21 protein-coding genes and 1 tRNA gene are annotated in these 26,773 nt (G+C 63.9%); 17 read left to right on the top strand and 5 right to left on the bottom strand.

The annotated features are described in order from the left end of the window. The first annotated feature begins 189 nt into the window (after window positions 1–189). Window positions 190–1,680, top strand: coding sequence for a family 20 glycosylhydrolase (locus JST30_03225; protein MBS1713328.1), 1,491 nt, complete (start codon window positions 190–192; stop codon window positions 1,678–1,680). Window positions 1,681–1,683: 3 nt separating this feature from the next. Here the strand turns inward: JST30_03225 and JST30_03220 are convergent, their stop codons facing one another. The 4 genes from JST30_03220 to JST30_03205 form a co-directional block, all read right to left on the bottom strand. Next, entirely contained in the window at window positions 1,684–2,124 is a 441-nt protein-coding gene (locus JST30_03220) for a hypothetical protein (protein ID MBS1713327.1), read from the bottom strand. Between the two features lie 25 nt (window positions 2,125–2,149). Next, window positions 2,150–2,686 (bottom strand): hypothetical protein, encoded by a 537-nt coding sequence (locus JST30_03215; protein MBS1713326.1) that lies wholly within the window; start codon window positions 2,684–2,686, stop codon window positions 2,150–2,152. Next, window positions 2,683–3,765 (bottom strand): Gfo/Idh/MocA family oxidoreductase, encoded by a 1,083-nt coding sequence (locus JST30_03210; protein MBS1713325.1) that lies wholly within the window; start codon window positions 3,763–3,765, stop codon window positions 2,683–2,685. The genes JST30_03215 and JST30_03210 overlap by 4 nt, the downstream gene beginning before the upstream one ends. Window positions 3,766–3,852: 87 nt before the next feature. Continuing rightward, a complete protein-coding gene (locus JST30_03205; protein ID MBS1713324.1) occupies window positions 3,853–3,990 on the bottom strand; it encodes a hypothetical protein in 138 nt (45 codons plus the stop codon). Window positions 3,991–4,233: 243 nt separating this feature from the next. On the opposite strand from JST30_03205, the gene JST30_03200 reads away from it, so the two are divergent. The 16 genes from JST30_03200 (at window position 4,234) to JST30_03125 (ending at window position 26,639) form a co-directional block, all read left to right on the top strand. After that, complete coding sequence (locus tag JST30_03200) at window positions 4,234–5,052, top strand: metallophosphoesterase (protein MBS1713323.1); 819 nt, start codon at window positions 4,234–4,236, stop codon at window positions 5,050–5,052. Between the two features lie 85 nt (window positions 5,053–5,137). Then, on the top strand, window positions 5,138–6,967 hold the full coding sequence (locus JST30_03195; GenBank protein MBS1713322.1) for a hypothetical protein: 1,830 nt from the start codon (window positions 5,138–5,140) through the stop codon (window positions 6,965–6,967). Then, a complete protein-coding gene (locus JST30_03190; GenBank protein ID MBS1713321.1) occupies window positions 6,964–7,809 on the top strand; it encodes an ABC transporter permease subunit in 846 nt (281 codons plus the stop codon). Before JST30_03195 ends, JST30_03190 begins: the two co-directional genes overlap by 4 nt. Next, window positions 7,802–8,731, top strand: a complete 930-nt coding sequence (locus JST30_03185) for an ABC transporter ATP-binding protein (GenBank protein ID MBS1713320.1) — start codon at window positions 7,802–7,804, stop codon at window positions 8,729–8,731. Before JST30_03190 ends, JST30_03185 begins: the two co-directional genes overlap by 8 nt. A 13-nt stretch (window positions 8,732–8,744) precedes the next feature. Further along, complete coding sequence (locus tag JST30_03180; GenBank protein ID MBS1713319.1) at window positions 8,745–10,301, top strand: hypothetical protein; 1,557 nt, start codon at window positions 8,745–8,747, stop codon at window positions 10,299–10,301. Between the two features lie 1,581 nt (window positions 10,302–11,882). Continuing rightward, on the top strand, window positions 11,883–13,073 hold the full coding sequence (locus JST30_03175) for a MoxR family ATPase (protein MBS1713318.1): 1,191 nt from the start codon (window positions 11,883–11,885) through the stop codon (window positions 13,071–13,073). 19 nt (window positions 13,074–13,092) lie between these two features. Then, window positions 13,093–13,965: a DUF58 domain-containing protein gene (locus JST30_03170; protein ID MBS1713317.1), complete on the top strand. Its 873-nt coding sequence runs from the start codon at window positions 13,093–13,095 to the stop codon at window positions 13,963–13,965. A 20-nt stretch (window positions 13,966–13,985) separates the two neighbouring features. Next, window positions 13,986–15,776 (top strand): BatA and WFA domain-containing protein, encoded by a 1,791-nt coding sequence (locus JST30_03165; protein MBS1713316.1) that lies wholly within the window; start codon window positions 13,986–13,988, stop codon window positions 15,774–15,776. Further along, window positions 15,777–18,593, top strand: a complete 2,817-nt coding sequence (locus JST30_03160) for a VWA domain-containing protein (GenBank protein ID MBS1713315.1) — start codon at window positions 15,777–15,779, stop codon at window positions 18,591–18,593. It abuts the gene before it with no gap. A 7-nt stretch (window positions 18,594–18,600) separates the two neighbouring features. Next, on the top strand, window positions 18,601–20,673 hold the full coding sequence (locus JST30_03155) for a bifunctional rhamnulose-1-phosphate aldolase/short-chain dehydrogenase (protein ID MBS1713314.1): 2,073 nt from the start codon (window positions 18,601–18,603) through the stop codon (window positions 20,671–20,673). Then, window positions 20,625–22,007, top strand: a complete 1,383-nt coding sequence (locus JST30_03150) for a hypothetical protein (GenBank protein ID MBS1713313.1) — start codon at window positions 20,625–20,627, stop codon at window positions 22,005–22,007. The genes JST30_03155 and JST30_03150 overlap by 49 nt, the downstream gene beginning before the upstream one ends. Next, window positions 21,992–22,681, top strand: a complete 690-nt coding sequence (locus JST30_03145) for a (Fe-S)-binding protein (GenBank protein ID MBS1713312.1) — start codon at window positions 21,992–21,994, stop codon at window positions 22,679–22,681. The genes JST30_03150 and JST30_03145 overlap by 16 nt, the downstream gene beginning before the upstream one ends. After that, window positions 22,672–24,015 (top strand): iron-sulfur cluster-binding protein, encoded by a 1,344-nt coding sequence (locus JST30_03140; GenBank protein ID MBS1713311.1) that lies wholly within the window; start codon window positions 22,672–22,674, stop codon window positions 24,013–24,015. The genes JST30_03145 and JST30_03140 overlap by 10 nt, the downstream gene beginning before the upstream one ends. A 40-nt stretch (window positions 24,016–24,055) precedes the next feature. Then, complete coding sequence (locus tag JST30_03135; GenBank protein MBS1713310.1) at window positions 24,056–24,526, top strand: lactate utilization protein; 471 nt, start codon at window positions 24,056–24,058, stop codon at window positions 24,524–24,526. Window positions 24,527–24,564: 38 nt separating this feature from the next. Further along, the gene (locus tag JST30_03130) at window positions 24,565–25,935 is read left to right on the top strand and encodes a hypothetical protein (protein ID MBS1713309.1); all 1,371 of its coding nucleotides are present in this window, start codon (window positions 24,565–24,567) and stop codon (window positions 25,933–25,935) included. Further along, complete coding sequence (locus JST30_03125) at window positions 25,932–26,639, top strand: AAA family ATPase (GenBank protein MBS1713308.1); 708 nt, start codon at window positions 25,932–25,934, stop codon at window positions 26,637–26,639. The genes JST30_03130 and JST30_03125 overlap by 4 nt, the downstream gene beginning before the upstream one ends. A gap of 9 nt (window positions 26,640–26,648) precedes the next feature. On the opposite strand, the gene JST30_03120 is transcribed toward JST30_03125, so the two are convergent. Continuing rightward, window positions 26,649–26,725, bottom strand: a tRNA-Pro gene (locus JST30_03120). Window positions 26,726–26,773 lie beyond the last annotated feature (48 nt).

Genomic DNA, 26,773 nt, shown 5'->3' with positions numbered 1-26,773 from the left:
CAGCATGAGTCTGTCCTTCTCAGGGGCCTGCAAAGGCCCCATTTCTTAAATCATAGCACAAGATGAGTCGATGACAGCCATTAGCGGATAAGAAAAAGCAAGCAACACCCCAGCAATAGGGCCTGTTCGGGGCAGAATCTTCGAAGGACGGGCCCCTTTTTGCGTCGTCGCTGTGGAGATACTGGGGCCATGGCCCTGAGAATGTGGACGCTCGACCTCGCACGGGAGCAGTGCGCGACCGTCGACGCGATGTTCCAGTTCGCCGCTTTCAGCCTCGACGCCGGGTACGACACGCTCGGCCTCTACCTGGAACACCGGTTCGCCTTCCCGTCCGCCCCGTGGGCGCACGGCGTCTGGTCCCTGACTCCGGAAACCGTGTCGAGACTGAGAGACGAGTTTCCTAGCCTGACCCTCGTCCCGTTCGTCAACCTCCTGGGCCATATGGAGGGCTTCTTGAACACGGAGTACGGGTCGCAGTTCCGTGAAACGCCCTTCGGAGGCATGCAGGGCTGTGCCAAGAACGATGAGTTCGTGGCGTTCTGCACCCGGCTCTTGGACGACGTCGTTTCCGTTTTTGACTCCGAGTTGGTCCATATCGGCGGTGACGAGACATGGGAGTTGGCCCAATGCGCGCGGTGTTCGAGATCGACGAAATCCGAGATCTATGCCGAGCATTTTTCCGCTATGGCCGAATCGTGCGTCGCGAAGGGACGGCGGCCGGGCCTTTGGGGCGACATGCTCCTCCAGCACACTGACGTCTTGGACGCTCTGCCGCGCGAGTGCCTGATCTTCGACTGGCAATATTTCGGGGGCCTTGAAGAGAGCTCGCCGAAACTCGCGCAAGCGGGTCACGGGGTCGTCGGATGCCCGACCGTCCACGTCTACGACGCAGCGTGGATGCACCTCGGCCCGAGCGACGCCAACGTCCGCCAGGTCAGCCGTGACGCCAAGGAGATGCACCTCGAAGGCACGTGCCTGACGACTTGGGAATGCGGGCTTTTCGGCGCCTATGACACCGTCTTGCCTGCAGTCCGGGCCGCGAGGAGGATCATGGACGACCCCGACGGGGCGCCGGGACTCGTCGAAGGCTACGGTGAGGCTGAGGAGTGGGCCCGAGAGATGTCTTACGGTCTAGCCGGACTCGGGGGCGTCTTTGGCCATGACGGGCACCGCAACCGACTGAAGTGCCGGCTCCTCCTTTATGGGAACCCGTTCCTGGCATGGCGCCACCACCGCGAAGAGTTCGCCGGCGAGGCGGGCCCTCAAGCCATCGAGGTCTGCGAGAGGGCGGCCCGGTCGGTGCGGGACGAAGGGTGCAAGGGTGTTTCCACGTTCGTCCGTTCGGCCGTCGAGTTCGTTCAGATCGCCGAGGAGGCCCACGAGTGGTATGCCAAAGGCGAACCCGAGAGGGCGGTGAAAGCGCTCGCTCCGGCAAGGCACGTGTTCGACAACTTGGAGCGGGTCGCCCGACGGTCCTTCGACCGGATCGGAGGGAGCCTTGCCGACGTCGAGCGGACGAAGGTCGCCCGGGAACACGTCGAGCGGGTCATCCGCCGCATCCAGTCGTACGGGCGGGGCGAACTGGGTTACCTCCCTGCGTTCGACGTCCTGACCGACCCGATGTTCGTCCCCCACGACCAGGCGTGCTGGTGGGCGGTCAACAAATGGGGCAGGGACTAGGCGTCAGCGGTCGATCTCGAGTTTGTCGAGCAGCCAGACGACGTTGATCGAGTGCCTGCCCAATGTCGCGCGGACTTGGACTTCGCCGCCCTTATCGAACGTGACCGGGCCTTTGAACTCCACGAACTGCCAGACCATGTCGCTCCGCGATCCGGCATAGCTCCGAACGTAGCTCAAGGTCCCCACCGACTTCAGGCCGCCGTGCTCGGCCCGGGCCTTGAGGACGGCCGCCGGGCCCCCGGACTTGATGTAGACGTTCGTCGAGAGGACGTCGAAGTCTTCGACCTTCGTGGCCTGCAGGGCCTTCTCCACAAGGATCCGGGCCTCGGGTTCGGCCGAACGGCGCAAGCGGGCGTGGGCGTCGTTCCAGACCCAGACCAACCCTACGGCGGGAAATCCAAGGAAAAAGAGGAACGCCAGAGGCACCAAGATCCGCTTGCTCATCGCCTGTCCGGATTATGGGGTCCTACTACGGACGGGGTCCGACCGCGGCCCAGACGAGGAACTGGAACGCGGCGCTGGACACGGCGATGCACGTCTGGACGAGGAAGGTCTGCCACGGAGGCAGCTTTCCGCTTGGGATCTTTAACGCGACGTATGTGGCGAACACGACCGCACCGCCCAAGCCGAAGTTCGCAAGGGGCTTGAACGGAAGCTCTCGAAGCAGGAAGACATGGCTGTGCGCGAACTGCCGCGCCCACAGGAGTTCGCTCCAACACGCGACGATCCCGGTGAGGCATAGGAAGAGGAGGATGCTCACGGTCCCTCGTGCGACACGAGGGAGGAGGATGCCGGTCAAGGTCGTGACCAGGACGGCGACGTCGAGGGCAGCCGCGCCCGTCCGGAACCATCGGACGGCGGGAACGAGCGAATAGTACGCCTCCGCCGTTTGGGCCAGGTCCGAAGTGCGCCCGATCAGGGCCCCCGTTGCCAGGAGGAACGACGACGCCAGCGAGAGGGCGACCTCCCTCCAACCTAAGCCCAGTTTAGGCAGTGCCGGGGTCATCCGAACACGCCTGCCGGCATGGGTTCTGGTCGGTCGGGCCGCGTTTCCAACGTGACGTGTGACCCCTGTTCGCTGGCCCAATGGGCCGCGTGCATGATCTCGAGCACATGGAGCGCGGTCTCCCCGTCGCACCTATGGGGACGACCTTCGACGACGGCAAGTCCCATGTCGAGGACTCCGAGCCCGCGAGAATTCTCGGAGTACGCGCGATCCAGAGGGACTTCGGTCCAATCGGCGTCCCCTCGTTTCCGGATCCGGACGGGCCCGCCGAAGCCGTTCGGATCGGGGACTTGTAGCGTTCCCTCGGAACCGTAGACCTCGATGTGGGGCATCGAATGGGCGACGACGTCGAAGCTCGTCGTCAGGTGTCCGACGGCTCCTTGGACGAAGTCCAGGACAGTGGTCAGGTGGGTCGGCGTCTCGACTCGGACCTTTAGGCCGCGCTTAGGCTCACTGGTGACCGTCCGTGTGGGAAACGATGTCCTTGTCGAACCCGTCACCCTGCGGACCGGCCCAAGGAGGGTCACTAAGGCCGAGAGATAGTACGGCCCCATGTCGAAGAGGGGCCCTCCGCCGACTTCGTAATAGAAGGCGGGATCGGGATGCCAGGATTCATGTCCTGGACACATCATGAAGGCCTGGACGGCGACGGGGGTCCCGATCTCGCCCGCATCGATCAGGGCCCGGCACGTTTGAACGCCCGCTCCGAGGACGGTGTCGGGCGCGCAACCGATCCGGAGGCCGGCGGCTTTCGCTTGACCGACCAGCTTGCGGCCCTCGTCCCAAGCGACCGCCAGCGGTTTCTCGTTGTAGACGTGTTTGCCGGCTTCGAGGGCCGCAGACGCGACCTGGAAATGGGCTTTCGGCACGGTAAGGTCGAGGACGACGTCGACGTCGTCGCGGGACATGAGTTCCTGGGGGTTTCCCGACCAGGGCACACCGAACTCGCGGGCCCGCCGATCGGCCCTTGACGTGTCCAAATCGGAGACGGCGGTGACTTCGGTACCGGAAAACGACGTGAGGTTTTGAATGTAGATCGGGCAGATGTTGCCGCAGCCCACGATGCCGACTCTGGTCACGTCCGTATTGTGGCGGAGAGGGTCGCCCGGACGCAGAACGGGCCCGAGGCGAACGCCTTCGGGCCCGTGGTCGTCAGCCGTTTCGGCTTACTTCTTTTCGCCTTCAGCCGGCTTGGCGACATCCGGCTTGGCAGCGTCGCCGCCCGCTTCGCCGCCGGAGCAGCCAGCCATCAGAATGCCCAGCACGCTGAGCGCCATCACGATCAATGTCAGTTTCTTCATCATGAACCTCCTCCGTTCATCGGAGCGGATCCGGCCGAAGCCTTTTCCGCTTCGTCCCGTTCGACAACCGGTTCTTGTGCCGGCCGCCTCACGTTCGGATCATTATAAAGCGACGAATGGGAAAGCGCAAGGGTTGCGCCGAACTTCTTCGAATTGTCCGGGACCAACGTCGCTGACGTGCCATCGGGACTTGGACCGTCCTCCGGACTTGGGAACGGGGACCCTCACGGGCCTGTTGAAGTCACGGTGTCGAGAAAGCTCACCCGCCGTGCGGCGTTGAAGTGGCTCGGAGCAGGCGCGGCTTTCGCGGGCCTGTCACAGGTCGACAACCGCAACGAACTTACGGTCGAACGGCACCGTCTCGGGCTGCCCCGATGGACGGCCGACGGCTTCAAAGTCGCGCTTCTCACCGACCTTCACATGGACTCCAAGTCCAAAGCCGACCGTGCGGTCCGTGCGGCCCGTATGGCGTCGGACGAGCGTCCTGACGTTTTGCTGTTGGGAGGCGACCTGGCGTCGACGTCCCGACCGGACTCCGTAAGGGAGTGCCACCGAGGACTTCAGGAGATCCTAGACCTGGGAATCCCGACCTTTGCGGTCCTTGGCAACCACGAATACGACGTCCGCGATGCGAAAGGTCTCATCAGCGGGCTTCAGGCCAGGCTCCAGGGGCCCCGGTCCAGGCTCTTGCGGAACGAGACGGTCGAGATCGGTGGCGTGACGGTCGCGGGGGTCGACGACGGCATCGCCAACCGGGACGACCACACGTTCCTGAAGACCGGAATGGACAAGAACGTCCTTTGCCTGTTCCACGAACCTGATTTCGTCGAGCGGATCGACCGTCGGGCCTCGCTCATGCTGGCGGGTCACAGCCACGGCGGGCAAGTCTGCCTCCCGTTCGGGGTCCCCGTGCACACGCCTCGCGGCGCCAAGACCTTCATCCGCGGCTACTATCGTCAGGCCCCGGTTCCGCTTTACGTGGCGCGCGGAGTCGGTACGGTCGGTCCTGGAATCCGGGTGTTCTGTCCGCCCGAAGTCACGATCTTGACGCTTATGGGAGCTTAGAAGTCCTGGTACGTCTGCAACGGCCCTTTCGTTTGGAACGAAAGACCGCTCACAAGCGCTAGAATGCGCGAAGGGCCGGGAACCGATGAGAACGAGGCTGATACTGTGCATTACCGGCATCGCGTCGGGCATGGCGTCAGCGGCCGACCTTTCGTTGTCCTACGCGCCGGTCTGGCCTGACACGGATTCGTTCGGCAGCCGCTATTCGGTCATCCGGGTCTTCGTCACCAATGAAGGAAAGGACACGGTCGGCACTCTGAAGATCGAGGGAGCTTCTAGGAGCGCCCTCTATCCGATCGAACTGCCGAAAGGCGCGAACAAAGTCGTCGACCTTTATTCGAGCGGCCAGCGCGGATACGGTCAAGACTCGATCGTCCTGGAGACCGGTGCCGGGAACGTCAGCATCAATCTGAACCCGCCGTCGGGGATGCAGCAGAACCGGAGGGTCATCGGCGTCGTGTCGTCGACCGAGGGTCTCCTGTCAGTCGTCAGGGCCAAATCGGGAGGGAAGACCGAACTGATCGACTCTACGACGAAGCCCGAAAGCGCTCCGACCCGGTCGATCGGCTATGAAAGGCTCGACGTCTTGTTCCTTGGCGACGGTGCAGAGAGGCTCAGCGACGACGCCGTCGCCGCGATCAAGCGGTGGGTCTTGTCCGGAGGGACGGTGGTGTTTCCAGGAGGCGCCTCTGCGCCATGGCTCCGGGACGCGCGGTGGGCCGACGTCCTACCGATCGTTCCGGGCGCCGTCAAGAACGTCGGGCCGTCGCGATCGATCACGGCCTTGGCAGGAATCCCGATGGCTTCAGGTTTCTCCGTCACCGAGGCCAGGCCGAAGCCGAACGCTTCTTCTTGGGTCTCTGAGGACGGCGTCGAACTCGTCGACCAATGCAGTTACGGTCTTGGCCGGTCCGTGTTCTTGGCCTTCGACCCCTATTCGGCTCCGTTCTCGACCTGGAAAGGCAAACGGCGGCTCGTCGAGACCCTCGCCTTGACGACTCCTTCGGTCGACGCCTATCTGGGGCGACCCGACGAACGCGACATCGGTCGCTTCGGGCCCGCACCCCGAGGCGGATCGAGCGACCCGTTCCAGGCGGAGTTGCCCGCTTGGTGGAAGATCGTCGGCCTTTTGTTCACGTTCCTGGCGATGGCGGTGCCCGTCAATTTCCTAGTCCTGTCGCGCATGAAGAAGAAAGAACTGGCCTGGATCACCCTCCCGGTCACGAGCCTGGTGTTCTCAGGCATGATCTTCGGTACCGCATCGGGACTGTATTCGTCGAACATGGCCCGCTCGACGCAAGGCGTGCTGATCGTTCAGGACGGATCGTCCGAAAGCGTGTTCGTCGGCCGCCAAAAGCTCTTCGTCCCCAAGGGCGGGCGGTACGACATGGGCTTTCAAGGGGTCGAAACGGCGACGTCCCCGCAATCCAGGGGCATGTTCGGAGATTCGCCCGTCGATCCGACCAAGGACGCCGGGCTCCTGGACATCGGCCAGGTCGTCGCGCCGATGGTCGAAGTGCCGAACCTCGCGTTCCGAGAGTACGACATCGTCCAAACGGTCACTCTCGGCGGAGGGATCGGCTTCCCGCACAAGACCACGGTCAGCGATAAGTCCGTCACGGTCGACGGCGTCCTCCACAACAACACGGGTCACGAGCTCAAAGCGGCCATGATCTGGCTCGGGGACGCGAGCCTGGAGGTCGGAGACGTCGCGGCCGGGGCCTCGAAGCCTGTCAAAGGCACGGTGTCGCGAAGCGCGCGTCCGAACTGGAACTCGGGAACGGCGCCCCCCCTTGCCGGTCAGGTCGCCCTCGAAGCCCGGGTGCCGACTTTGCCTGTTGGATCGACGCTCGGCAAGGTGGATCCGCAGCACGATTTCACAAGACTGCTCTATGTCTGGGGGAAGCGCCGGTGAGGGCCACGTTCCGAGAGGTCTTCGCGGACAATCCGGTCTTGGCCGAGACGTGGCGCCCCTTTGCCCGGGCACGGAGGGGTAAGAACTGGAAGGCGAATTCGATCGTGACGGGCCTCTTGGTCGCGGCCGTTTACGGCGCCCTCTTGGCGGGAGGGATGCAGATCGTCGACTATCTGGAAGCCGGCGTCTTTTTGATCCTGTTGGTCGTCTTGACCCCTCTGTTCGTCGCGACCGTCCTTTATCCGTCGTTGGCGGCTGAACGGGAGAAGAAGACGATGGACCTGCTCTTGGTCGCCCCCGTCACGGCTCCTCAGATCGTGACGGCGAAGCTGGCGCGCGCCCTCTGGCCCTTGGTCGGACTCGAGATCACGTTGCTCGTCCCAGCGTTGGTCTTCGGTCTCGTCCGGATAAGTCGAGGCCTTGCACCCGGCAACCCGGACGCGAACTTCTTCGGAGGAATGGCCGTCATTTTCGTCCTGAGCTTGGTCGTCGCGTGGTTCGTCGCCGCCATGGCGTTGTTCCTCTCGTCGGTCAACCGGACGACATCGGGAGCGTTGACGGCCGTGATCGGCGGACTGTTCGTCGTCTACGGCGTTCTCCCGGTCTTCGCAGCGGCCCTTAGCCCCCTGAGCCGAAACTTATCGGAGTTCATCATCGCATACCATCCTCTCGACGCTGCGACCCGGATGCTCTGGCCCCGAGCCGGCGACGCGACGCTTCCGGCAGGCGCGGGCGTCATCACGTGCCTCGTCGTCCATGCTGTCGGAGGCGCCGTCCTGTTGGCCTTGACCGTCGGGAACGTCGAGCGGGAAAGGAAGAAGGGGAGCAAACCTCATGCTTGAAGTCCAGGGCCTTTACAAGGCGTTCGGTCCGTTGACGGCCGTGCAGAACGTGTCGTTCAACCTTCAACCAGGAGACATCTTCGGTTTCATCGGCTCCAACGGAGCCGGAAAAACGACCACGATCCGCATGATCGCGACGCTGCTCGAGCCCGATGCGGGAACGGCCGTCCTTAACGGGGTCGACGTCCGCCGGGACCCGATGCAGGTCCGGCGGCAGATCGGGTTCATGCCCGACACGTTCGGCATCTATGAGGACGTCCGTGTCTGGGAGTATCTTGACTTCTTCGCCACTGTCTACCGGGTGCCGAAGGAAGAGCGGGCCGGGGTCATCGACAACGTGCTCGAACTGGTCGACCTGACGATCAAGAAGGACGCTCACGCCTCTTCTCTCTCAAGGGGCATGCAACAGCGGTTGTCGCTGGCACGTTGCCTCGTCCACGACCCTTCACTCCTGTTGCTCGACGAGCCCGCGAGCGGTCTAGACCCGAGGGCCCGGGCGGAACTCAAGGAACTGATCGCTGAAATGGGCCGCATGGGCAAGATGGTGATCGTGTCGTCCCACATCCTTCCCGAGCTGGCCGATTTCTGCAACACCGTCGGCATCATCGAAAAGGGCAGGATGGTGACGCACGGTTCGGTCGAAGACGTCGTTCGCAGCATCCAGCAAGCTCGGACGATCCAGATCCGTGTGCTCGAGAACGCGCCTGAAGCCAGCATGTTCTTGCACGGTCTCGAACACGTCACGTCGACACAACTCATGGGGTCGACGTCGGTCCGGATCGAGTTCGACGGCGAATTGACGGACCAGGCCGAACTCCTGGCCAAAGTCGTCCAGGCCGGATACAAGGTCGTCGGCTTCACGGAGGAAGCGGCAAACCTGGAGGACGTCTTCTTGCGCGTGACGACGGGGGCCCTCAATTGACGGAGGCGCTTCCGTGACCGTCGTAGCCGGACTGCCCGGATGGGTCCGCGAACAGTGGAGGGTCTACCTCGACAACGCGGCCATGACGAAGGAGTACCGGACGCAGCTGAGGAGCAACAAGGCACCGTGGTTTTTGTCCGGGTACCTGATGCTGCTGATCGTTACCGCGTCTCTGTTCTACATCGGGATTCAGACGTCGGGGGTCCGTTCGGTGGCCGAGATCCAAGACTCGCTGAGGACGTTCTTCGGCGTCGTGGTCGGGATGATGGAGTTCATGGTCGCTTTGTCCGCTCCCGTCATCGCCGCGAGCGGGATCGTGTCGGAGTACACGACGCGGATGATCGACCTTGTCTTTTCGTCGCCGATGTCGCCGAAGTACTTCCTGGTCGGCAAACTCGTCGCGTCTTATCGCTACGTCCTGATCCTGCTCGTCGTCTCGTTGCCGATCGCGGCCGTTTCGGTCGTCCTTGGGGGCGCGACTTGGGCCGACGTCGTCGCGGCCTATGCCCTGGTCTCGTTCCACGGGCTTCTCTATATGGCGATCTCCGTCCCGATCGCCGTGATGACGGGGAAGGCCGTGAGCACCGTCGTCTGGTCGTACCTGGCAGCCTTTTTGTTCTCTGTCGCCCTGTCCGCGTTCACCCTTGTCGGCGCGGCGCGGCCCGGCGGTTCGCTCCCGTTGCTCGCCGGAATGACGCCGTTCGCGACTTCTTTCGTGGCTTCGGGAACGACCGAACTGCTCGGTACCAAGGTTCCGGTGTGGATCCCTGCAGGCGTGTTCACGCTCCTCGTCGCCAAGATCATGTTGCTGAGCGCCGGATCTGTTCTGACCGGAGCGGGATCGAAGGAGACCTTCAGCCTTCGGATCCACGGCCTCGTTCTTTGCTTAACGGTGCCCTTCTTGATGGCTTATGGGACCGGCGGCTCCCGAACGATCGCTTTGCCGGGTTCGGGGGGAGCAGTCCCAACGGCGGTCTGGCCCTTGATGTGGTGTTTCGTCGTCTTTCTGCCGTTCGTGTCGGTGTGGTCGTCTGCCGGCGGCGCGAAGACTTGGCCGAACGGCTTGTTCAGCGTCAAGTGGATCTTAAGGGGCACGCCGTCGTCGGGCCTCCCTTACCTGTTGCTCCTCACGCTGTCGATGGTCGTGGGACAAGTGCTCGGAACCCTTGCAACGGGCCAGCAGGTGGGGCCGGAGAACGCGGCCGGCATCGTCGGCCTCTTCGCGGCGAGCACGATGGCATGGTCGTTCGGATGGTTGTCGTCGGCCCTGATGTGGCGACAAGGGCCTGAGGCTGCCCGCCGCCTCACCTTGTTGTTCCTGTTCATGGTCACGGTGGCGCCGATCGTCGTCCTTGGGATCTTGGAGTCGGCGTCCGCGATCGGGACTTGGGGACTACCCCAAGGTTGGACAGAGACGTACAACATGACGACGTTCGCCTTCGACGCCCCTCCGGCGGCTGCGGCCAAAGCCGCGGTGATGGGTCTGATCGCCCTTGCCGCCGGCGGCTTCGGAGAATGGAAACGTCGAAAGATCCTGTCGGAGATGGAACCGTATGCCCGGACTGCATGAAGAGATCCGACCGTTCGCCCGCCGCGTGCGCCTGCTCAAAGGGTGGCACGGTGCCGCGATGGGCCTGGCCGCTGGGAGTCTAGCGGCCCTTGTTTGGAGCGCCCTGGATTGGGCGGGCGTCGCCTATGCGGACTGGCGGGGCCTTGCGGCCGTGGCCGGAGCCGGGACCCTTGCCGGCTTGGTCGCCGGACTCCTGGCACGGACTTCAGAACTGGACCTGGCCCGCAGCATCGACCGTCGTGGGAGCCTGAAGGACCGCTTAGGCACGGCCCTTGAACCGCGCGCCGCGACCCCGTTCGACGAACTCCAGGCCGAGGACGCGAACCGTGCCGTCGCGTCGGTCGAGCCGAAGCGCCTTTATCCCGTCCGTTTCGGTCGCTGGCATGCGGCAGCCTTGGCGTGCGCCGTGCTCGCCGCCAGTACCTTCCTACTCGGGAACTCACCGATCGTCCGCGGCCCGAAGACCGCAGCCGAGAGGCAGGAACTGAAGGAGATCGGTCAGAAGGTCGAACGGGTCGCCAAACCCGTCGAGAAACCCGTGAAGGGGGTGGAAGTCCCGCCCAACGCTCAGAAAACCGCGCAACAGATCGACCGCTTCGCGAAGGAGCTCCAGGACGGCAAGATCAATAAGGAGCAAGCCCTTCGAAAGGCCAACGACTTGGCTAAAAAAGCCGAAGAGGACGCAAAGGAGTCGGCAAAGTCCGCTGAACAGAGCGTCGAGCAAGCCCAGACGGCGCTCGGCAAGTACGAGCGCATGAAACTCGACGAGGCCGGCGTGAAGGCCGAAGACCTTGAGAGGCTCAAACTCAGTCCGGAGCAGCAATCGGCTTTGGACAAAGCCATGAAGGACCAGGGTTTTGAAAACCCTAAGTCGAAGTTCAGCGACAAGGAGTTGAAAGACCTGGGCGTCGACCGGACGGCCGAGAAACTCGCGGGCCTTTCGAAGGAGCAGCGCGAGCAACTGCGGAACGCCCTCTCAAAGCAACAAGAAGCCCTTCAGAAGGAAATGGACCGGATCGATCGTCTCCCTGAGTCCGAGCGCAAGAAGTTGGAAGCCCAGCGCCAGGAGATGCAGCGCCAGATGCAGGAGCTTCAACAACTGAGCGAGAAGCTGAAACTGTCGGAAGACGCCTTGCAAGCGATGAAAGAACTGATGGAGAGCGAGGAAGGCCAGAAACTCCGGGAAATGATGGAGAAGATGCAGCAGAACGCCCAGCAGATGCAGCAGGGGCAGCCGATGTCGAAGGAACAGCTCGAACAGCTCAAGAAGCAAATGGAGCAGTTCAAGCAACAGATGGAACAGTTCGCTAAGGACTGGAAAGACCCGGCTAAGCGGGAGGAGATCAAACGCCAGATGGAAGAGGCCATGAAACAGCTCGAGCAGGCTGGGATGAGCGCTCAACAGATGCAGGGCCTGATGGAGGCATTCGGCATGCAAGACCCGAACGGTAACCCTGGGACAGGCAAAGACGACATGTTCAGCGACACAGGCAAGGTCGTGAAGAGCGAGCACGAGCGGGAGAACAAAGGGAAGACCACGACGACGTCGGTCAAGGGGGACTGGCGCGACAAAGGAGACCAATGGTCGGTCACGATCAAAGCTCCGACCCAGGTCGGCAACCGGTCTTCGGTGCCGTATCAGAAGGTGCTGCCCAAGTTCAAGAGCGCCGCGGAAAAGGCCGTCGCGTCCGGGAAGATCCCGAAAGACCAGGAGAAACGGGTGAAGGAGTACTTCGAATCGCTCAGCGGAGGGGGCCGGTGAACATTTTTGACGGCCAGGACGCGGCAAAGTGGTTCCGGACGACCTTCGAGTCGTTGCGCAACGAAATCGGAAAAGTGTTCGTGGGCCAGGACAAGACGGTCGAAGGCGTCTTGACCTGTATGGCCGCGAACGGCCACGTCTTGCTGGAGGGCATGCCTGGCTTAGGCAAGACCCTCCTGGTCCGGACGCTGGCCCAGGCCGTCGATTTGTCGTTCAGCCGGATCCAGTTCACCCCGGACATGATGCCGGCCGACGTGACGGGGACGAACGTCTTGGCGACGTCAGAGTCCGGTGACAGGGGGTTCGAGTTCCGCAAGGGGCCCGTGTTCGCTAACCTCGTCCTGGCCGACGAGATCAACCGCGCGACGCCGAAGACGCAGTCTGCCCTGCTCGAAGCCATGCAAGAGCGGTCGGTCACGGTCGGCGGTGTCCGGCACGTCCTTGACGAGCCCTTCCTCGTGATGGCGACCCAGAACCCGATCGAACAAGAGGGCACGTACCCGTTGCCCGAAGCCCAGCTCGACCGGTTCTTCTTCAAGCTCCTGGTCCCCTATCCGACCAAGCACGAGCTCGCGGAAGTGGTGAACCGGACGACGGGCGGAGACGACGTCGCCGTCTCGAGCGTCGCTCACGGTGACGACGTCCTGCGTATGCGCAAGACGGTGCGGGACGTGCCCGTCTCCCAAGACGTCCTCGATTTCGCGCTTTCGGTCGTCGTCGGGACACATCCGGAGAGCCCGGAATCGTGCCCGTTCGTCAAGAAGTACTCCCGGTACGGAGCGTCGCCACGGGGAGCGCAATCGATCGTCACGGCTGGCAAGGTGGCCGCGTTGCTGGACGGTCGGTTCAACGTTTCGAAAGAGGACGTGAAGCAGGCGGCCAGGGCGTCGTTGCGCCATCGCGTGCTGTTGAACTTTGAAGCCGAGGCCGACGGGGTGACGACCGACCAAGTGGTCGACGAAGCGGTCCGCGCCGCCGATGGCGCCAAGAAGGACCCGGTCGGGGTCTGACCCGCGCCCCTTCATCGATATGGACCTCGTCCTTCAGCCGAGAGAGCTTCGGATCCTCGAGGGTCTGCGCCTGGCGCCTCGGAGGAAGTTCGCGGGTTCGGTCCGTGGCGAGCGGACGACCCAGAGCCGGGGAATCAGCATCGAGTTCGCCGACTATCGCGAGTATGCGGAAGGCGACGACCTTCGGCACTTGGACTGGAACGTCCTGGCGCGCCTCGGCCATGCTGTGACGAAGACGTACCGCGACGAGGAAGATCTTGCGGTCTACGTCCTGCTCGATGGGAGCGCGTCCATGGGGTTCGGCGAACCGTCCAAGTTCGAAACGGCCAAGGCCCTTGCGTGCGCCGTCGGATACGTGGCCTTGAGCGGAGGGGACAGCGTGCTTCCCTGGATGTTCTCGACCCGATCGCGACCGTCGGGGTCGATGAGGGGCCGGGTCGCCTATCCCCGACTAGCGAACTGGGCGACGTCGACGGGCCCCGAAGGGCAACGCGCGTTCGACGCGGAGCTCAAACAGTTCGCCGCGGGTCGGTCGCGTCCAGGCGTCGCCGTCGTCGTCTCTGACGCCTTGCACCCCCAGGCGGTCGGGGCTCTGCGGAGCCTAGCGGGTCGGGGGCACGAAGTTTGGCTCCTCCAGGTCCTCAGCGACGTCGAGCTCGAACCGGACCTCGAAGGAGACCTCCGGCTGATCGACGTCGAGACGGGGGCGAAAGCCGAACTGACGGTCAATTCGTTCACGCTCCGCGAATACCGCGAGCGGTTGAAGGCCCATACCGACGCTCTCGCCGAGGAGTGCCGTCGAAGCGGCGGACGTTACGCACAGGTCGTGGCGGGAGAGCGGATCGACCGTCTGGTGAAGGACGTGTTAAAGCGGGAGGGCTGGATGGAATGAACGTCCAAAGTCCTTCGGCTTTGCTGTGGCTCCTCCCGTTGGGCGCGGCCATCGTAGCCCTCTACCTGCTCCGGATGCGGCGTCGGGACGTCCAAGTCCCCGCGACTTTTCTTTGGCCGGAGCGGACCGAAGAAGTGCGGGCCAACGCCCTCGTTCAGAGGCTCCGCTTCAGTTGGCTCCTCGTCCTCCAACTCGCGGCGCTGTCCCTGGCCGTCTTCGCGCTTTCCCGGCCGCAGATCAAGCAACGCGGTCTTGTCGGCAAACTCACGGTCGTCGTGCTGGACTCGAGCGCCAGCATGGGTGCGACGGACGTCAAACCCAGTCGCTTCGAACAGGCGAAGGCCGAAGTGCACCGAATGATCGGTTCGGCCGCGGTCGGCGACCGCATCGCCCTGATCGAGGCCGGCCCGGTACCGCGGGTCGTCTTCCCGCTCGGATCCGACGGCGACAAGCAGCGTTCCCTTCTCGCCGACGTCCGACGGTACGACGCCGAGTCCGACATGGGAGAAGCCCTCCGGTTGGCTTCGGCGATCGCCTCCGCTAACGAGGCGGCCAAGATCGTCGTCCTCAGCGACGGCGTGTTCAACCGCGTCGACGACTTTGCGGCCGGAAAGGCGAACGTCGTTTACACGCCGTATGGGAAGTCCTCGGCCAACCTGGCCGTCCAGGCGTTCGGGAGCAACGAAGGCCCGAAGGGACGGTCCGTCTATTGCGGCGTGCGGAACTACGGCTCGGAACCGGCCGCGACGGGCGTGACGGTCTACGCCGACGGAAGGGCGATCGATAGCGTCGAGGCGACGATCGGACCAGGCCAGACCTGGGGCCGGACGGTCGCCGTGCCCGCCGGGGCCAGGGTGCTCGAAGCCAAGCTGGACCGTGGCGGCGCCTTGACCGCGGACGATTGGGCGGTGACGTTGTGCGATCCGGCAGCCTCGGTCAACGTGCTGCTCGTCACGAAGGGCGACCTGTTCCTGGAGAAGGCGCTGTCGCTCGACCCGAGGGTCACTTTGGACAAGGCGGACCGCTTGCCGGAGTCCGTCCGTTCGAACGCGGCCTACGACATCGTCGTGTTCGACGGGGTGCCCGAGCAACCGGTCCGGGCCAGGGGCGTCCTGACGTTCGGTGCGGCCGGCCCCACTTCGGCCGTCAAAACGACCGGCTCGGTCCAGACGCCGCGCGATATCCAGGGTACGAACGATCCGCTCGGTAAAGGCGTGTCCTGGGACGGCGTGTTCGTCGAGCGGATGCAACGCGTCGAGCCCAAAGCGATGGGTCGGGTCGTGGTGGATTCAAAGGACGGCCCCGTGGTCGTCGTGTCCGAAGGCAAGTCTCGCCAAGTCTATGTGGCGTTCGAGCCGATGCAGTCGGACTTCCCGCTGAACGTCGGATTTCCGATCCTGATCGGTAACGCCCTGGATTTCTTGATCGGTCGACAGGCGGCCGACACCCTTTCCGTCAAGACAGGCACCTCTTTCGTCGCTCCGGCCATGGGACGGAAAGACGCAGGGTTGACCCGTCCCGACGGTCGAAGGGACACGATCGAGGCTCGGGACGACCGGCTCGCCGTGCGCGGGCTGGACAGGGTCGGAAAGTACTCGCTCGACCTCGGCGGAAAGGCGAAGGCCGTCTATGCGTCGCTCAGGAGTCCGGTCGAATCGAACATCGCGCCCAAGACCGATCTTGAAGTGGGGACGGTTTCGGTCAAGGGAACGTCGAGCGCAGTCCGGTTCGAAGACTTCTGGCGCTGGATCGTGCTCGCAGCCATGGCCGTACTCGGCTTCGAGTGGTGGTACTTCGCGAGGAGGTCGTAGGTGGTCTTCACATCGCCCGTTTACGCCCTGCTCCTGATCCCGGTCGTCGCGGGGCTCGTGTTCAGTTGGCGCCACGTCCACGGTATGGCGAAGGGTCGGAAGCGCTTCGCCTTCGTCGTCCGGGCCGTTCTGGCGGCCTTGTGCGTCGCCGCCTTGTGCGGCCCTCAATCCCGCCAACCGAACCGGGGAACCGCCACGATGTTCGTCGTCGACTGTTCGGACAGCGTCTCCGACCAGGACAAGAAGGCGGCGAACGCGTTCGTGAACGGTGCGCTCCAAAGGCTAGGAGACGACGACCTGGCAGGCGTGGTCGCGTTCGGGGCGCTTCCGGTCTTGGATTCGGCTCCGGCCGGACGTCGCTCCTTCGGCGGCATCCAGTCGAAGGTCGACGGATCGGTTTCCGACATGGCTGCGGCCATGCGTCTGGCCATGGCGACGATGCCGCAAGGGAAGGGGCGGAGGATCGTCGTTCTTTCCGACGGGAACGAGAACCGCGGAGACGCCACACAAGCGGCCGAAGTGGCCGGGACCGAAGGGGTCCAAGTCGACTTTGTGGGCCTAGGGACGAAGCCAAGGCCCAGCGAAGTCGCCGTCGTCGAGATGCGGACTCCGAGCGAACGAAGGGCGGAAGAGCCGTTCGAGTCCAGGGTCGTGATCGACTCGACGGTGCGCCAGGTCGCGACCGTGGTCATCGACCGTGACGGCACGGTCATCGCCCGGCAACCGGTCCAATTGGACGTGGGACGAACGACGTTCGTCCTGGACCAGAAGCTCCTGAAGCCAGGCTTTTATCGGTACCGGGCGACGGTGTTGGCCCGGGAGGACGGGGACAGCCGGAACAACGTCGGCGCAAGCTTCACGACCGTCCGTGGGAAGCCACGCGTCCTTCTCCTCCAGGGCGATGCGTCGAAGCACGAACTGGCCGACGCGTTCCGCGCCCAGGGGATCGACGTCGCGTTGTTCGGAGCCGAGGGCATCCCGGTCCGGCCTGAAGACGTGCAGCCGTACGACGCGGTCGTCCTGAACGACTTGAACGCGGCGCTGGTGACGCCGGGGCAGATGCGGACTTTGCAGTCGGCCGTGAGGGACACGGGCGTCGGACTCGTCATGGTCGGCGGTGAAAACTCGTTCCTTCCCGGAGGTTGGTACGGCACTCCTGTCGCTGAGGCGCTGCCCGTCGACCTGAACATCCGACAACGGAAGACTTATCCGTCCACGACCGTCCTCATCGTGATCGACGCGTCGGGGTCGATGGGCATGATCGAAGACGGCGTCGAAAAGCTCCAACTTGCGGGAAAGGCGGCGGAGGAGACCGTGAAGCTGTTGTCACCCCTCGACCGTGTCGGCGTCGCGGGTAGCACGGACGGCATCGAACTGGTCGCCCCGATCCAAGAACTGAAGGACAAGGACTCGGTGGTGGCCCAGATCAAGAAGCTCCGGGTCGGAGGCGGAGGCATCTACTCCGGTCCGTCCGTACGGTTCGCCGACAGTCGCCTCAGGGCCTCCGACTCGAAAGTCCGGCACTTCCTCCTCTTGGCCGATGGGAACGACGTCGACTCGTACGAAGACTCGATCGACGTCGTTTCGAAGATGAAGCAGGACAAGATCACGACGTCCGTCGTCGCGATCGGTGACGGTAAGGACGTCCCGTTCCTCCGTGCTCTTGCCACCGCCGGCGGCGGTCGGTTTTATTTGGCGAACAAGGCGGCCAAATTGCCCGCGATCTTCACGCAAGACGTCGCCGTCATGTCGCGCTCCGCGATCGAAGAGATGGTGTTCGTGCCAGAGCTTAAGGCGGGCGAGGAGGCTCTGAGAGGTTTTGCTTCGAACGAGTTTCCGGCCCTGTTCGCCTACTGCCTGGCCGATCCGCGTCCGCTCTCGAGGGTCGGACTCGTCTCGCCCAAGCGCGATCCGATCCTCGCGTCATGGCAGTACGGCTTGGGGACGTCGTACGCGTTCTTGTCCGACGCTCAATCCAGGTGGGCGTCGCGCTGGATGGGATGGGACGGGTTCGGACGGTTTTGGGGGCAGATCGCCCGCTCCGTCAGCCGGAAGGCGACGCAGAACGACTACGACGTGGACGTCGTGCAAGCGGGCGGGGTCGGAAAGGTCACGCTCAAAGGGACCGACCGTCTCGGAAACCCCGTCAGCGGCGCGGAGACGACGGTCCGCGTCAGTTCGCCGTCGGGGCGTTCGCAAGACCTCACCTTGACCCAGGAGGCCCCCGGCGAGTTCTCGGCCGAATTCAAAGCCGACGAACTGGGTAGCTACATCGTCTCCGTCGCCGAAGGCGAAACGGGCGACCAGCGCCGCGTGACCTCCAGCGGGTTTTCGGTCGCCTATCCGCCGGAATATCGCAGCTATCGGACGAACACGTCGCTCCTTGGCACGGTCGCCCAACTCGGAAACGGTCAAGGGCTCAAGGATCCGTCCGAAGCGTTACGGCCGTTGCCCTATACGGGGCGGACCGCCACCGACCTCTGGGGCTGGTTCCTCTTGGCGGCAGCGGTCCTGCTACCCTTCGATATCGCCGTCCGCCGGTTGGCCTTGCCACTGGCCCAGATCCTGGCGGCAGGCTGGAGCCGGGTCACGGGCCGGAAGACGGAGCGTCAAGCCGCCACGGTCCCCATGACGCGTCTGAAGCGCGCCAAGGAGACGATCCGGACGGTCCGCGAAGCCTCAGAGCCGGCCCGGCCGGCACCGGCTCCGGAAAGGGCCGAAGTCCCGGTACCCGAGAATCCTGTCGAAACCACGCATGTTTCCGCGGCGACAAAGCTCCTAGAGTCCAGAAAGAAGCGTAAGGGCCAAGGGCCATAATCGTTGTATGACCGGACAGTCCGAGAGCTTGTTGACGTCCCTTTGGGACTCTGGAACATCGCAAAGGACGGATCCGGTCGAGGAGCTCGTCTACGCTTCGAACCTCCTCGGGTCCGATAAGCGCGTCACGAACTTCGGCGGCGGCAACACGTCGTCCAAGATCACGATGCCGGACCCGTTGACGGGCGAGGACACCGAAGTCCTTTGGGTCAAAGGTTCGGGGGGCGACCTCGGTTCCGCGAGCCGGGCGAATTTCGCCTCGCTCTATCTGGACAAAGTGCTGGACCTTGAGCGGGTCACCCAGGAAAGGGGTCTTCACGAGGACGACGTCATCGACCTGTACCGCCACTGCGTCTTCGGCCTCAACCCTACCGCCTGCTCGATCGACACGCCGCTTCACGCTTATGTCCCGTTCCGGGCGGTCTCGCACATGCACTCCGACGCCGTGATCGCGATCGCGGCGAGTCAAGACGCGGAGCGGCTGAACCAAGAGATCTGGCAAGGAGAAATGGGGTTCCTTTCCTGGAAGCGCCCGGGCTTCGACTTGGGCCTGATGCTCCGGGACCTGATCCGCGACAACCCAGGGATCAAGGGTGCCTTGATGCAGAGCCACGGGTTCATCTGCTGGGCCGACGACTGGCAAGAGTGTTACGAACTCACCATTAGGTTGATCAACCGGGCCCAGGAGTACATCGATTCGAAATCGGTCGGAGCCGAACCGTTCGGTGCGCGGGTCGAGGTCGAAACCGCCACGGACCCCCGGAGCTTCCTCGCGGGCTTCCTGCCACGCCTGCGCGGGTTGGTCATGTTCGAGGGCAAGCGACTCGTCACGAACGTCGACCAGAGCGAAGAAGTCCTGGATTTCCTCTCCTCAGAAAAGTCTGGGGCGCTTTCAAAGTTGGGTACGAGTTGTCCGGACCACTTCCTCAGGACCAAGATCCGCCCGCTCGTTTACCGTCAGGGAGACGACCTGGAAGCAGCTCTCGCCGAGTTCCGGAAGGACTATGCCGCGTATTACGAGCGGTGCCGGCGCCCCGGCTCGCCCGCGATGCGGAACCCGAACCCGAGTATCGTCTTGGTGCCAGGCGTCGGGATGGTCGCGCTCGGTAAGAACCCCCAGGAGGCCCAGGTCACGGGCGAGTTCTATCGGAACGCCATCCGGGTCATGAAGGGTGCGGAGACGGTCTCGGAATACGTCTCGCTGCCAGAACAGGAAGCCTTCGACATCGAATATTGGCTTCTTGAAGAGGCGAAGTTGAAACGGCAGCCTCCGGAGAGCGACCTCTCGCGCCAGGTCGCGGTCGTGACGGGCGCCGCACAAGGGATCGGAAAGTCCGTGGCGCGGTCGCTGACGGCGCTGGGAGCGTGCGTGGTGCTGGTCGACCGGGACGAAGCGAAGCTTGAACAAGCCGTCAACGACCTTGGGACGAAGGCGAAAGGATCGGTGAAAGGGGTCGTTTGCGACGTGACCGACGAAGCCGCGCTCGACAGGGCTTTCACCGAAAGCGTCCTTGCCTTCGGTGGTGTCGACATCGTCATCGTGAACGCGGGCAACGCCCGACGAGGTACGGTCGCCGACACCGATCCCGGCGATTACAAGCTGCTGTCCGACCTGCTCATGACCGCCTATTTCGAGACGATGTCCCGGGCCGTCCGAATGATGAAACACCAAGGGACGGGCGGTTCGATCGTCGTAGTGGGGTCCAAGAACGGCGTCGCCGTCGGCTCGAACGCCGCGCTGTATTCAGCGGCCAAGGCGTTCGAACTCCATCTCATGCGTTCGGTCGCCGTCGACCACGCTAAGGACGGGATCAGGTGCAACGCGGTCAATCCGGACGCGGTCGTGATCGGGAGCGGGATCTGGAACGACGAATGGCGGGCGCAGACCGCTGCCAACCTCGGCATCCGTCCGGACGAGATCGAAGCCTATTATCGGAACAGGACGATGCTGAAAGTGGACGTGACGCCGGACGACGTCGCAGGCGCGGTGGCTTGGTTGGCCAACGACAAGGCCTCGTCACGGACGACCGGTTGCGTGATCACTGTGGACGGTGGAAACCGAGAGGGGTTCCTGCGCTGAACGCCGTCGCCATCGATCTGGGTGCGACGTCCGTGCGGTACGCGCACGGCCAGATCGACGGCGGCAAAATCGTCTTCTCGACGATCGATCAAGTCCCGAACGTTCCGAAGGGCCGGTTCTGGGACCTGGACCTGATCCTGGGTTTCTGCCGGCGTGCGGCCGCCTATGCCGCGACGCACGGTGCTTCAGTCGGCATCGACTCGTGGGGGGTGGACCACGCGTTCGTGACCAAGGACGGCCGCGTCGAGTTCGGGCCGGTCCTTTACCGAGATCCGACCCACAGCCGAAAGGCAGACGAACTCGTTCCGGTCCGCCACCGGTTGTTCGAACTGACCGGGATCGCCCACCAACCGTTCAACACGTTCTACCAATTGGCGGCACGGCTCGAAGAAGATCCCGGATTGCTGCGACGCTGCGACTGGTTCGTCATGCCTGACCTGATCGGATTCTTACTGACGGGGGTCCGTCGCTACGAACGGACGCAAGCATCGACCACTCAACTTATGGGGCTCGACGGTCAGTGGAGCACCGAGGCGTTCGAGCTGCTGGGAGCGGCTCCGCCCTCGCTTCAACCTGTCGCGTGCGGGGACATCGTCGGGCAGGCCGAGGGCGCGCCGCTGGTCTCGGTCGCGAGCCACGACACGGCCTCCGCCGTATTGGGCGTCGGTGAACTGGCCGAAGGAGACGCCTACCTTAACGTCGGGACATGGGCGCTCCTCGGCGTCGTCCTCGACCGTCCTGAGACCGGGCACGGCGCCGAATCTGGAGGTTGGACCAATGAATGGGCGCACGACGGCCGCATCCGGTTCTTGAAGAACATCCCCGGCTTTTATGTCCTGAACCGCGTCCACGACGAACTGGGAGTCCGGGAGAGCATCGGCGACTGGCTGGATTCCAGGGACCGCTCGTTCACCGGAAGGTTCGATCCTCAACATCCCACGCTTTACAGTCCGGAATCGATGCCTGAGGCGTGTGCGGCTCTGCTCGACAAGGTTCCGCAGACGGAGGCCGAATGGGCTCAAGCCGCATTGGGAAGCTTGGTCGACTGCATCGCTTCTGACGTGCCCAGGCTTGCGCGGGCTTCCGGAAGGACCGTTCGTAGGCTCCGTGTCGTCGGAGGGGGGTCACGGAGCGAAGCGTTCTGTCAGGCTCTGGCCGACGCGACCGGGCTGGGCGTGGTCTCCGGACCGGACGAGGCGACCGTGTTGGGGAACCTGGCGCTGCAGTTCGCCGCCATGGGTCATGTCCCGTTCGACGGGATCGGCCCGCTTATCACCCAGAGCGTCGAAACGCGCGATTTTCAACCACAAGGTGGGACATGCGCGTCCAGCTGATGCTGACGTGCCTGTGCGACGCGTTCTATGGCGAGGTCGGAATCGCGACGGTCAAGGTCTTAGAACAGGCTGGGGCCCAAGTAGAGTTTGCCGAAGGGCAGACCTGTTGCGGACAACCACCGTTCAATGCCGGAGACTGGGACAGCGCCCGCCGGATCGCGTTGCGGGCGAAAGCCGTGTTCCGATACGATGTCCCGATCGTCACGCCCAGTGCGTCCTGCGCGGCGATGATGCACGAAGGCTACGACATGCTCGGTCTCGGCCCTGCCCCGTGCTACGAACTGTCTCAGTTCCTGCTGGGGCCGCTCTCGGTCACCTCGTGGCCGGCCCTGCCATCGCCACGGAAGGCCGTTTTCCATCGCTCCTGTCATGGGCGGATGCTGGGACTTGGGCCGTCGCAAGAGCGGCTGCTCGGTCTGGTCCCTGGACTCGAACTCGTCCAGCCTGAACAGGCGGACCAGTGTTGCGGCTTCGGTGGGGCGTTCTGCGTCACCCACGGCGCGACGAGCCGTGGTATCGGACTTGAAAAACTCGAACGCCTCCGAGCGACCGGCGTGACGGATCTGATCGGGGGCGACATGGGGTGCCTCGCGCACCTGAAGGGTCTCGCCGACCGGGAGGGACCAAAGTTGGAGGTCGCCCATTTTGCGGAGGTCTTGGCTTCGTGTCTCTGAAGGGCTTCGACGAGTTCGTCCAGCGTTTGGACGAAGGCACAGTGCAGAGCGTCCGCTCGGCGTCCGTGTCCAAGACCGACGCCCGGGTCAAAGCGCTTTCGGCGGCCTTTGACGATCCCGAAGCGGCCCGAAAGCACGCTTCCGAAGTCAAGGCGTACGTTCTCGACCATTGGAAGGAGCTGCTGCTCCAACTGGAGGAAACGTGCACCGCGAACGGAATCACAGTTCATTGGGCCGCCGACGCGGAGTCAGCGCGCCAGACCGTTCTCGACCTTTGTCGGAAGGCTCCTGGGCGGCTCGTCGTCAAGGCCAAATCGATGGCGACCGAGGAGATTCACTTGAACGCCGCGCTCGAGGGCGCGGGATTCGAGGTGGTCGAAACCGACCTCGGAGAGTTCGTTGTCCAGATCGATGGGGACACTCCGAGCCACATCGTGACTCCCATCATCCACAAGGACCGTCGTCAAGTCGCCCGGTCGTTCGTCGAACACGGGCTGGGGGACTACACGGAGTCGCCCGAAGGGCTCGCGATGCAGGCCCGAGACCACCTCCGTGGCAAGTTTCGACGCGCTGACGTCGGCATCAGCGGCGTGAACTTCGCGATCGCCGAATCCGGAAGGATCGTGCTGGTCGAAAACGAAGGGAACAACCGGCTCAGTACGACCGCCCCGAAGAGGCACATCGCCGTAATGGGCATCGAGAAGCTCCTTCCAAGAGACGCCGATCTGCCCCTGTTCTTGCGGCTCCTGGCCGGTTCTGCCACGGGTCAACGGTTGACCGTCTACACGCACTTGATCTCAGGCCCACGGGCATCGGAGGATTTGGACGGGCCGGAGTCCGTGCACCTCGTCCTGCTCGACAACGGCCGGAGCCGGATCGCGTCCGGCCCGTACCGCGACATCTTGAAGTGCATCCGGTGCGGAGCCTGCCTGAATACCTGTCCCGTCTACCGCCAAGGATCGGGGCACGCCTATGGCCATGTGTATTCCGGCCCTGTCGGAGCGGTCTTGGCGCCTGCTTTGGAGGGTGTCGAGGCCCTCGGGGCCTTGGCTAAGGCTTCGACACTGTGCGGGGCCTGTGAGGAGGTCTGCCCCGTGGCGATCCCGATTCCTCGGATGTTGCTCCAGCTTCGGGAGGAAGCGCGCCGGGCCGGCCAAGGCGACCCCGTCCCTTGGCGGGCCTTCGCTTGGACCGCGGAACGTGACGCGGCCTGGAGAGGCTCGCTGACCTTGTTGCCGCTGGCCACGCGTTTCCCGAACGGCTGGAACGTGCACCGAGAGCGGTTGAAGCGGGTCGGACGGACGTTCAGGGGGTGGTGGCGTGGGCGATCGTGACGCCATTCTCGGAAGGCTGCCCGGTCCTCTTAATACGCCTTTGCCCGAATCGTGGCGGGCACCGTCGATCGCGGGCGAACTTTGGGGTTTGTTCTGGGAGCGATTTGAGGAACTTGGCGGACGGTCTATCGATCGGGCCGGTCTCGCAGCGTTCCCAGGCCGGAGGTGGAGCGTCGATCCTGGTGTGGACGTGCCCGCTGAAGCGGGCCCGTTCGAGCCCGCCGGACCATGGGAAGCCGACTTAGGAATCACGGCGGCCTTGGTCGCCGTCGCCGAGTCCGGGAGCCTCTTGGTGACCGGAGGACGGCGTCTAGGCAGCCTCGCTCCGCCTGTGCACGTCGCCACCGTACCGAGGGCCGCGATCGTCGGAACCCTCGACGAAGCCATTGAAAGGACGGGCCACCAAACGTCGGTCCTGGTGACGGGCCCCTCTCGGACGGCCGATATCGAGGGTGTCCTCGTCCGAGGGGTCCATGGTCCACGAGAAGTCTTCGTCCTGGTCACGGACTGAAAAACACGGCTTGAGAGACCGACAATCTTCCTAGGATCATGCCGGGAGCGGCGAAGGCGAAAAAGGCGGAAAGACCTGATGGGCCGCGCCGTGCGGCGGCATCGAAGGGGAAGTCCGGCGGCGAACTCGAATCGCTCGTCGAGAGGCTCGTCGGCGAATTGGCTTCGCTTCGGGCCGAAGTCGCCCTGATCCGGGAATCCTCTGATAGGTGCGGACCGGTCACACGTTCGACCGCCATCGACCCTTCGAACGAGGGACCCGCGATCGAAACGGACACCGGCCCTCTTGATGCTTTGGACGAGGTGCCGACCGAGCACGTGGAGGAAGCGGCGGAAGCGGTCTTGGCCGACATGGTCGAACAGATCGGCGGTCAAAGCAACGAGGACGAGTCGGCCTTCTTAGCCGAAATGGAGTTCGCGATCGCAAACCCCGATTTGACCGAAGTCGAATCCGACGAGTCCGGCGATGACGGCGATGTCGGACAGACGGACGAAGCTGAACTCGAGGAATTCGGAAACTTCGAGTCTGGCGAGCTTGACGACCTGATCCGGGCTTTCGAGCAACACGACGACCAAACCGCTTTCCTTGAATCCTCGGACAATGAGTCCCGACCCGAGGACGGGTTCGAGTCGCTGTTGAACGCCGATGAGCCCCGACCCGAAGAGCCGCTCGCCGGAAGTTCGGTGGCAGGCGGTCCGGCAGCCGAAGCAAAAGCGGACGCTCCTCGTTCAAGCGCCGACGAGGACGTCGCCCTCTCAGAAGACGAGATCGAGGCTTTGTTCGCGGCGACGGCCGGACTCGGGAATCCGGTGCCAGAGCCGGAACCTGTCGTACCGGACCCACCGAAGGCATCGATCGGCGCTGTCGAATCGTCGGACGAAGTCCTTTCCGCCGCCGAGATCCAAGCTATGCTCGGCCTCTCTGAAGACGGTGGCCCCGACCTTTCGCTTGAATCGGTCGGACAAACCGTTCCGGATGCTCCGGAGCCGTCGGCCGAATTCGATGACGTGGTGCTCGAAGATACGATGGGCGACGTCGGCATTGAGTCGGACACGGGGCCGTCCGGACCCTTGACCGAACCCGATTGGGACGCGATCGATCCCGAGACTGTCCGAAAAGTGCCGGCCGGACTCGCCGTCGCGGCGCTGGCCCTCCCCGTATGCTGCTCTGGCGGGAAGCTGTACTGCCTTTGTGCGGAGCCTGTCGACCAATCAGGCATCGATGCGATCGCCCTGCATACAGGGCTGGAGATCGAGGTCAGGACCGCGCCTGTGTCCCAAGTCGTCCACGAACTCAGGGCACGGTACGGAGAACTGGACTCGGACGTCGCGAGGGCGGCGTCCGGTCGCGACGGTGAAGCGCCTCGTGCCAAATCGCTTCTTGACCGGGTCCTGAGGAGGTCGGCATGAAGACCGTCGTCTTCGCGAACTGCAAAGGCGGCACAGGGAAGAGCTTGTTGTGCGCTCTAGCGGGAAAATCTTTGGCCTCCTCGGGGCAAAAGGTGACCGTCGTCGACGCCGATCCCTTTGCTCCGGCCTTGGCTCTGGCCTTCGGCGTCGAAGGGCCGTCCGGATCGATGGTGTCGGTGGCGGAAGGCCTGGACTTGTGGACGGTTCCACCTGCGGACCACGGATCCGAATGGCCCGCTCTTACCGAAGGGTTTCGACTGATCGATTGCGCACCGGGCCTCTGCTCGGAGACCCGGCGTGCCTTGTCGATGGCCGACAAGGTGGTCTTGGTCACGGTGCCGGAGCCGGTCGCTCTCTTGGGGGCCCTTCGGGCGGCGCGCGAAGCCGTCAACGTCCGGTCGGGAATCCCGCTCGCCCTTGTCGTGAACCGTTGCGACGGAGACCGGTTGGGCGCCCACGTAGCGTCTCGGTTCGACGCGGCGTTGGGACGCTTCTTGAGCACGGGTTTGGAGTGGAGTCTGACGGTCGGCGAACACCCGCGGCTCCACCGCCGGTCGCTCGCACGTTCCTTGGCTTCTACGGAAGCGGTGCCGAAGTCCTTGAAAGCCCTAGCCGAAAAGCTCGCCGTTTGGGAGCCTAAACCCGTCGAGCGGGCGGAACTGACGTTGATCCGATCAGGGCAAGCCCCACAAAAGGCCGCCTAAAAACGAAAATGGTCGGGGCAGCGGGATTCGAACCCACGGCCTCTTCCCCCCCAGAGAAGCGCGCTACCAAACTGCGCCATGCCCCGACGCGAGGATCAGAATACCCCTTTGCTTCGCCAGCGTCGGGGCGGACG

The organism is Armatimonadota bacterium, from assembly GCA_018268395.1.
Taxonomy (GTDB): Bacteria; Armatimonadota; Fimbriimonadia; order Fimbriimonadales; family Fimbriimonadaceae; genus JAEURO01.
The sequence above is the reverse complement of the archived record's forward strand: the minus strand, read 5'-3'. Positions and strand labels throughout refer to the sequence as shown.

What these genes read in the sequence shown, in the direction of transcription:
- JST30_03220 (MBS1713327.1), bottom strand. Translation starts at nt 2,124, where the DNA reads ATGAGCAAGCGGATCTTGGTGCCTCTGGCGTTCCTCTTTTTCCTTGGA.
- JST30_03195 (MBS1713322.1), top strand. Translation starts at nt 5,138, where the DNA reads ATGAGAACGAGGCTGATACTGTGCATTACCGGCATCGCGTCGGGCATG.
- JST30_03185 (MBS1713320.1), top strand. Translation starts at nt 7,802, where the DNA reads ATGCTTGAAGTCCAGGGCCTTTACAAGGCGTTCGGTCCGTTGACGGCC.
- JST30_03215 (MBS1713326.1), bottom strand. Translation starts at nt 2,686, where the DNA reads ATGACCCCGGCACTGCCTAAACTGGGCTTAGGTTGGAGGGAGGTCGCC.
- JST30_03175 (MBS1713318.1), top strand. Translation starts at nt 11,883, where the DNA reads ATGGTCGGTCACGATCAAAGCTCCGACCCAGGTCGGCAACCGGTCTTC.
- JST30_03145 (MBS1713312.1), top strand. Translation starts at nt 21,992, where the DNA reads ATGCGCGTCCAGCTGATGCTGACGTGCCTGTGCGACGCGTTCTATGGC.
- JST30_03205 (MBS1713324.1), bottom strand. Translation starts at nt 3,990, where the DNA reads ATGATGAAGAAACTGACATTGATCGTGATGGCGCTCAGCGTGCTGGGC.
- JST30_03125 (MBS1713308.1), top strand. Translation starts at nt 25,932, where the DNA reads ATGAAGACCGTCGTCTTCGCGAACTGCAAAGGCGGCACAGGGAAGAGC.
- JST30_03170 (MBS1713317.1), top strand. Translation starts at nt 13,093, where the DNA reads ATGGACCTCGTCCTTCAGCCGAGAGAGCTTCGGATCCTCGAGGGTCTG.
- JST30_03155 (MBS1713314.1), top strand. Translation starts at nt 18,601, where the DNA reads ATGACCGGACAGTCCGAGAGCTTGTTGACGTCCCTTTGGGACTCTGGA.
- JST30_03130 (MBS1713309.1), top strand. Translation starts at nt 24,565, where the DNA reads ATGCCGGGAGCGGCGAAGGCGAAAAAGGCGGAAAGACCTGATGGGCCG.
- JST30_03225 (MBS1713328.1), top strand. Translation starts at nt 190, where the DNA reads ATGGCCCTGAGAATGTGGACGCTCGACCTCGCACGGGAGCAGTGCGCG.